Consider the following 7494-nt stretch of genomic DNA (forward strand, 5'->3'; position numbering starts at 1 on the left):
GTCGAGGCTGGTCATGAACACGCCGCAGGCGACCGTCAGCGGCAGCAGGAGCAAGGCTCTGGCCGGCACATCGGCGCGATCCGTGGCGCCGGCGGATAGTTCTGCGGTCATGGAGATGTTCGAACCAAACGAATGTGCCGACTCTTGAAGAAGGGATTTCATATCCCTGGGCCGGTTGGGCGGCCGCATTTTCGCACCATGGGCGCCTGCGGCCTGAGTCTCTAGCGGCAGAAACGGCTGGCGTTGATGCCAGAAGCAGGAGCGATGCGACCTTTCGGCGCCGCCTATTGCACCTCGTAGCCGACTTCCTCGCTGGCGTGGCAGAGCGCCTTCCAGAACGAGCGTGCAAACGAGCGGAAGACATAGATGTCGAACTGGTCGGCGCCGGTGCGCTGGATCTGGGCGAAGACGTCGTGATGAGCGGTCGAGCGGCCGGCGCCATTGGGAAAGGCCGGCAGCGAAAAGTCGATGGCGAAGAATTTCGCCAGCACCCATTCGGCCTTCGGCCCGGCAATGCGGATGGCGGTGCGGCCGTGCGAGAGATCGGTCACCGTGCCGATGGCCGAGGTCACCACCTTGGCAAAGGCAGCGGCCAGCCCTTCGGCCTCGTCGGCAACGGTGAACTTTCCCGGCGCGAAGCCGAACACTGACTTGACCCCGTCGCTCACTCCGCCGCCGGCGCCATCGGGAAGCGCCAGCCCGGTGACGGTGCGGATGGCTGCGATCAGCCTCTTCTCCTCGCCGGGCCAGGCGGCGAGTTGCACGATCGAGCCCGGCCTCGTCTCGGTCAGGATGATCTCGACGCCATGCTCGAAATTGCCGTGCGAGCCGACGTGAAATTCCGGCTCAAGCGGGGATTGGTGCTCAACCATGCATGCGGCTCCCGTCCGGATCGAAGAAGTGGTTGGAGACGATCTCGACCGGTCCGAACCGGTTGCGCAAGGGATCGGAGACGTGGGCGCGCGTGCCGTGCCGTGCCTTGCCGCCCTCGACCAGCGCCAGCGCGATATGTCTGCCGAGCGCCGGCGAATAGCAGCAGGCGGTGATATGGCCGATGGAGTCGTGCGGATTGGCTTCGTCAACCTCCTCGACGATGTGGGCGCCACCGTTGAGCGGCCGGTTATCGAGAGCGATCAGGCCGACCAGTTCGAGGCGGTCCGATGCGATCAAGCCTTCGCGGTCCATCATCGCCGAGCCGATGAACGGCTTCTTCTTCGACAGCATCCAGTCGAGATGCAGGTCGCGCGCCGTGGTGCGGCCGTCGATCTCGGCGCCGGTGACATGGCCCTTTTCGATGCGCATGGTGCCCAATGCCTCAAGACCGTAGGTGACCAGCCCGAACGGCTTGCCGGCTTCGACAAGCGCTTTCCAGACATGGGTGCCATGGCCGGCGCCGGAATAGACCTCGAAGGCCATTTCACCGGAGAAGGACAGCCGGCAGATCATCACCGGCACGCCTGATATTTCGCCGCGCACGATGCCCATGAAGGGCAAGGTGGCGTTGTCGACCGACGTGCCGGTGACACAGGCGGCGAGGATCTGCCTGGCCTTCGGGCCGCCGATCGCGGCACCTGCCCATTCGTCTGTCACCGAGGTGACGTGGACTTTCAGCTCCGGCCAGATCACGTCGAGGAAATATTCCAGATGCTGCATCACCTTGCCGGCGTTGGCCGTGGTGGTGGTCATCAGAAAATCCTGCTCGCCGAGCCGCCAGGTGGTGCCATCGTCGAAGGCGAGGCCGTCCTCGCGCAGCATCAGCCCGTAGCGGGCCTTGCCGACGGCCAGCGTCGAAAACATGTTGGTGTAGACGCGGTCGAGGAATGCGGCGGCATCAGGGCCTTGCACCGCGATCTTACCCAGTGTCGAGACATCGACGATGCCGGCGCTTTCGCGCGTCGCCTTGGCTTCGCGCACATAGGCCTGCTCGACCGTTTCGCCTGAAAGCCCATAGATCATCGGCCGGTACCAGAGGCCGGCGGAATACATCGTCGCGCCATTGGCCAGATGCCAGTCATGCATCGGCGTCAATCGTTCTGGCTTCAGGTCGCCAAAACGCTCGGCAGCCAGCGAGCCGATCGACACCGGAGCAAAGGGCGGCCGGAAGCGTGTCGTGCCGACCTCGGGGATCGGCTTGCCCAGCGCCTCGGCCATGATGGCAAGGCCAGGCACGTTGGAGCTCTTGCCCTGGTCGGTCGCCATGCCGAGCGTGGTGTAGCGCTTGAGATGCTCGACCGAGACAAAGCCTTCCCGGTGAGCCAGCCGCACGTCCTCGGCCGTTACGTCATGCTGGAAATCGACAAAGCTCTTGCCCTTGGCCCTGATCTCGAACACCGGGGCGGGGTCGGGATCGCCAGGCACTGCTTCGACGGTCGGCAGCATGGACGGTGTGCTCTGCCCGCCTGCGGCGGCGAGGCCGGCGGCGCGGCCTTCGGCGATGGCTTCGGCCGTCGAGAAGCTTCCGGTGAAGGCGCCTGCGCCGATCCAGCTCTGTGTCGGCTCTGGCGGCAGGAAAGCTTGCCGCGCGGCGTTCCATTCCGCCTTGGCGCCGGCCTGGCTGGCCAGATGGATGGTCGGCGACCAGCCGCCGGACATCAGCAGGCAATCGGCATGGATACTGCGTGCATCACCGATGAGTGCCCCATTGGCCATGTCGAAGCGCTGCAGCTTGAGGCCGGACAGCGCCTTGCCGCCTTCGGTGGCGACGACGGCATGGCCGGCAAAGATCTCTGCCTCGGCTTCCGCGGCCAGCTTGCGCATCTCCGGCGAAAGTTCCGGCCTGACATCGGCGATGGCGACGACCGCGGCGCCGGCCTTCTTCAAGGCGACAGCCGCCCGATAGGCGCTGTCATTGTTGGTGAACAACGCGATCCGCTCGCCCGGCAGCACGCCGAATTCGTTGGCATAGCGCTCGGCGGCATGCGCCAGCATCACGCCTGGCCGGTCATTGCCGGGGAAGATGAGCGGCCGCTCGAACGCACCAGTGGCCAGGCCCACGGATTTGGCGCGGATCGCCCAATAGCGATGGCGCGGCTCGCCCTTGCCGGGGTGCTCCTTGTGGTCGCTGACCCGTTCGAGCGCCGCAAGCGTGTTGTTGTCGTAGTAACCCCACACCGTGGTGCGCGGCAGAAGCCGGACATTGTCGCGGCCTGCGAGCTGGGCGACGGTGCGCCGCGCCCAATCGGCGGCAGGCGCGCCATCGATCGTTTCCTCGGACCAGTTGGCCGAACCGCCGAAATGCGGCTCGAGATCGGCCAGCATGACGCGCGCACCCTGATCGGCGGCGGCCTTGGTGGCCATCAGGCCGGCCGGCCCCGAGCCGACGACCAGCACGTCGCAAAAGGCGTTCATGCGTTCGTAGCGGGCCGGGTCTTTCGCCGATCCGGCACTGCCGAGACCGGCTGCGCGGCGGATGAAGTGTTCGCAGAACATCCAGAAACGCGTGCCCTTGAGCGGGCCGAACACCGGTCCCATGAAGGTCTTGTAGTAGAACCCGGCCGACAGGATCTTGCCGCCGAGCTGGTTGACGGCGTTGATGTCCCAGGCAAGCGAGGGAAAGCGGTTCTGGCTGATGGCAACCAGCCCGTCATGGATCTCGACCATGGTCGCTGGAATGTTGGGCTCGCGAACCTCGCCCTTCAGCACCGTCACAAGCGCGTTGGGTTCCTCGACGCCTGCGGTGAGCAGGCCGCGTGGGCGATGGTATTTGAACGAACGCCCGTACAACGTGACGCCCTTGGCCAGCAGGGCTGACGCCAGCGTGTCGCCGGCATGGCCGGTGTAGGCCGTGCCATCGAAGGTGAAGCGGATGGTTTTCAGCCGGTCGATGCGGCCGCCGGTGTCGGCACGGCGCGGGCTCATGCCTTGTCCTCCGCCTTGCGGCGCGCGGCCGGCCCATGATCGCCCCGCGCAAAGGCAACGCTGGAAATCTCATGCGTCAGCGTGTTGCGCACGACCTTGAGATGCGCGCGGCAGCCGCCGGAATGTTGCCAGATCTCATTGTGGTCGCCGGCCGGATTCAGCCGGTCATAGACATAGGCGTTCCACGCCTCGAAATTCTGCGAGGCGGGGTCGGGACGCTCACGATTGCCGTCACCCTGATAGGTGAACTCGATGACGTCGCGCGGGCCGCAATAGGGGCAAGTGATCAACATTGGACTCTACCTATTGCCTAATGCAGCCGCGGGTTTGCACCCTGGCCCTTGTCGTCGATCACCAGCCCGCGGTGGAAGCGGTCGAGCGTGAAGGGCGCGTTGAGGTCGTGCGGCTGGTCCTTGGCGATGGTCCAGGCGAAGCACCAGCCGGAAGCCGGCGTCGCCTTGAAGCCGCCATAGCACCAGCCGCAGTTGAGATACATGCCAGGCAGGGGGCCGGCGGTGATGATCGGCGAGCCGTCCATCGACATATCGCAAACACCGCCCCAGGAGCGCAGCATGCGCACGCGCGCGAGTCCCGGAAACAACGCCAGCATTTCACTCATCACCTCGTCGACGACAGGCAGATTGCCGCGCTGGGCGTAGCTGTTGTAGCCGTCGATGTCGCCGCCATAGATGAGGCCGCCCTTGTCCGACTGCGACATGTAGAAATGGCCCATGCCGAAGGTGACGACCGTGTCGATGAAGGGCTTCAGCGATTCCGTGACGAAGGCCTGCAGCACATGGCTCTCGATCGGCATCGTCTCGATGCCGGCCATCTGCATGACGCGTCCGGTGCTGCCGGCGACCGCCACGGCCACCTTCCTGGCGCGGATGTCGCCGCGCGAAGTGGTGACGCCTGATATGCGGTCGCCGTCGCGCAGGAAGCCGGTGACCTCGCAATTTTCGATGATGTCGACGCCGCGCCTGTCGGCGCCGCGCGCATAGCCCCAGGCCACCGCATCGTGGCGGGCGGTGCCGGCGCGGCGCTGCATCAGGCCGCCGACCACCGGGAAGCGAGCGCTGTCGGAGATATCGAGCGCCGGAATCAGGCGTTTGATCTCAGCCTTCGTCATCAGTTCGGCATCGACGCCGAGATGGCGCATGGCGTTGCCGCGCCTTGCATAGTCGTCGAACTGGGCCGGCGTGTGCGCCAGGTTCAGGCAGCCGCGCTGCGAGAACATGACATTGTAGTTGAGCTCGTGCGACAGGTTCTCCCACAGCTTCATCGAGTGTTCGTAGAAGCGGGTGTTGGCAGGCAGCAGATAATTCGAGCGCACGGCCGTGGTGTTGCGGCCGACATTGCCGGAACCGAGCCAGCCCTTTTCCACAACGGCGACATTGGTGATGCCGTGTTCCTTGGCAAGATAATAGGCGGTCGCCAGCCCATGACCGCCGCCACCGATGATGATGACGTCATAGGACGCCTTCGGGTCAGGCTTGCGCCATGCCGGCTTCCAATCCTTGTTTCCCTTGAGCGCGTTCGCGAGCAGCGAAAAGGCCGAGTACTCTGCCATTGATGTCATCCGGTTCGGGCGATGCGGCAGACTATAGAGCAGGCCGCATCCGCAAAGCCAATATTGCGCCATCGCCTTTCGACTGGCCGACGCCCGGGATGGGATCACTCGGCGTGAGTGATCGGTTGGGGCCAATGATCGGATGGGCTCGCGATACGACGGCTTGCCCCATGATAGGGCCGTCTTTATCAAGGACAGGCTTTCAAATTGCCTTTGCCGCCGATGAGTCGCCAACAAATCATGCTTTTCCGATTGCTTCGTCTCATCCTGGTACTCACGCTGGTCGTTTCGGCGCCGCTTTCGTTTGAGGCGATGGCGCAAGCGCTCGGCCAGGGCTCGGCCGGTTTGGTCACCGATCAGCAAAAGGTCATCCAGGATCTAACGGCCAAGACGGACGATCTCGAGAAGAAGATACAGCAGGACGGTGAGGACGATGCCTCACTCGTGGAGATCCGTCTGCAGCTGGAGGACCTGTCGCGGGCGGCACTCACCAGTGCGCTGGTATTCCGCTCGCGGCTCACCGAGATCAACAATCGCATCGAGGTGCTGGGTCCTCCACCGGCGGCGGGCCAGCCGCAGGAGCCCGACATCGTGACGGGCGAGCGTCAGGCGCTTGCATCGGAAAAGGCCGAGATCAACGCGGTCGTTGCCAGCGCACAGAACCTGTCGATCCGCATCAGCGGGCTGATCGACAAGATCGGCAATATGCGCAGCGAGCTGTTCCGCAATCTTTTGACCAAGCGCTACGTGCTGTCGGATGCGCTGAGCCCGCAGGTGTTTTCCGACGCCCGCGACGAGTTCGGCAATCTCTACAAGGCGGTGTCGTCCTGGTTGAGCTTTGCCTTCAAGTTCAAGTTCCAGGCGATCCTGGCGGCAACCTTCGTGGCGCTCGGGCTGGCGCTGGTGCTGCTGGTTGGCGGCAGGCGTCTGTTCGGGCGGGTGTTCGAAGCCGACCCCACCAATGAGGACCCATCCTATCTCAGCCGCCTTTCGGTGGCCTTCTGGTCGACCTTGCTGCCGACGCTGGCGGTTGCCGCCTTTCTTGGATCGACGATTTTCTTTTTCAATTATTACAATGTGTTGCGCGGCGACATTGGGCTCTTCCTCAACGCGCTGGCGACCGTCATCGGCGTGGTGTTCTGCGTCAACCGGCTGACCAATGCGGCGCTGGAACCGCGGCTGCCGAACTGGCGCCTGATCCCGGTCGAAACCGGGCCGGCGCGCTGGCTGGTGCGCCTGGCCACCGCCATGGCCGTGGTCATCAGCGTCAACACCTTCCTGTCGGTGATCAACGACAAGATGGGTTCGCCGCTGTCGCTGACCATCGCCCGCAGTTTTGTCGCCACCATCATCGTCGGCATCATCCTGATCCTGATGGCGATGCTGAGGCCGTTCAAGGCGCGCGACGGAAGCTGGCGGCCCTGGCCGGCATGGCTGCGCTACCTGTCGCTGGGCCTTGGCCTATTCACCATCATAGCCGCCTTGCTCGGCTATATCGGCCTTGCGCTGTTCGTTTCGCTGCAGGTCGTCGTCACCGGCACAGCCTTGATCACCGCCTATATCGGCTTCCTGTCGGCGCAGGCGATCGGCGAGGAGGGTGCTTTCGCCAACACCTCCGTCGGGCGCTGGCTGTCGGCCAATTCCAGCTACGAGGATACGGCCCTCGACCAGCTCGGCCTTGTCGTCAGCGTTGCCATCAATGTGATGATCGTGCTGGTGTTCCTGCCGCTGATCCTGCTGATGTGGGGTTTCCAGCCCGGCGATATCCAGGCTTGGGCCTACAAGCTCGCAACCGGGATCAACATCGGCTCGGTGACGATCTCGGTCACCGGCATCCTCTCCGGCATCGTCGTCTTCGTCATAGGCTATTTCCTGACGCGGTGGTTCCAGGGCTGGCTCGACGGCTCGGTCATGGCGCGTGGCAAGGTCGATACCGGCGTGCGCAACTCGATCAGGCTGGCGGTCGGCTATGCCGGCGTCGCGCTGGCGGCACTGGTCGGCATCTCGGCGGCGGGCATCGACCTGTCCAGCCTGGCACTGGTCGCCGGCGCTCTTTCCCTCGGTAT

Annotated in this window: 5 protein-coding genes; 1 reads left to right on the forward strand and 4 read right to left on the reverse strand. The window is 64.4% G+C overall.

The features are described from left to right. Positions 1-284: 284 nt before the first annotated feature. From EN884_RS18230 to EN884_RS18245, 4 genes are read right to left on the reverse strand one after another with little or no spacing between them, the layout of a single operon-like run. Positions 285-872 (reverse strand): sarcosine oxidase subunit gamma, encoded by a 588-nt coding sequence (locus tag EN884_RS18230; RefSeq protein ID WP_013531140.1) that lies wholly within the window; start codon positions 870-872, stop codon positions 285-287. Next, positions 865-3858, reverse strand: a complete 2994-nt coding sequence (locus EN884_RS18235; protein WP_128360661.1) for a sarcosine oxidase subunit alpha — start codon at positions 3856-3858, stop codon at positions 865-867. The genes EN884_RS18230 and EN884_RS18235 overlap by 8 nt, the downstream gene beginning before the upstream one ends. Beyond that, complete coding sequence (locus EN884_RS18240) at positions 3855-4151, reverse strand: sarcosine oxidase subunit delta (RefSeq protein WP_027160522.1); 297 nt, start codon at positions 4149-4151, stop codon at positions 3855-3857. The genes EN884_RS18235 and EN884_RS18240 overlap by 4 nt, the downstream gene beginning before the upstream one ends. Before the next feature lie 17 nt (positions 4152-4168). Further along, positions 4169-5428, reverse strand: a complete 1260-nt coding sequence (locus EN884_RS18245; RefSeq protein ID WP_063170258.1) for a sarcosine oxidase subunit beta — start codon at positions 5426-5428, stop codon at positions 4169-4171. A 240-nt stretch (positions 5429-5668) separates the two neighbouring features. On the opposite strand from EN884_RS18245, the gene EN884_RS18250 reads away from it, so the two are divergent. Then, a partial coding sequence (locus tag EN884_RS18250) for a mechanosensitive ion channel family protein (RefSeq protein ID WP_164895043.1) occupies positions 5669-7494 on the forward strand: 1826 nt, incomplete at its 3' end.

This window comes from Mesorhizobium sp. M7A.F.Ca.AU.001.01.1.1, from assembly GCF_004022735.1.
GTDB lineage: Bacteria > Pseudomonadota > Alphaproteobacteria > Rhizobiales > Rhizobiaceae > Mesorhizobium > Mesorhizobium ciceri.

What these genes read in the sequence shown, in the direction of transcription:
- EN884_RS18230 (WP_013531140.1), bottom strand. Translation starts at nt 872, where the DNA reads ATGGTTGAGCACCAATCCCCGCTTGAGCCGGAATTTCACGTCGGCTCG.
- EN884_RS18235 (WP_128360661.1), bottom strand. Translation starts at nt 3,858, where the DNA reads ATGAGCCCGCGCCGTGCCGACACCGGCGGCCGCATCGACCGGCTGAAA.
- EN884_RS18245 (WP_063170258.1), bottom strand. Translation starts at nt 5,428, where the DNA reads ATGGCAGAGTACTCGGCCTTTTCGCTGCTCGCGAACGCGCTCAAGGGA.
- EN884_RS18240 (WP_027160522.1), bottom strand. Translation starts at nt 4,151, where the DNA reads ATGTTGATCACTTGCCCCTATTGCGGCCCGCGCGACGTCATCGAGTTC.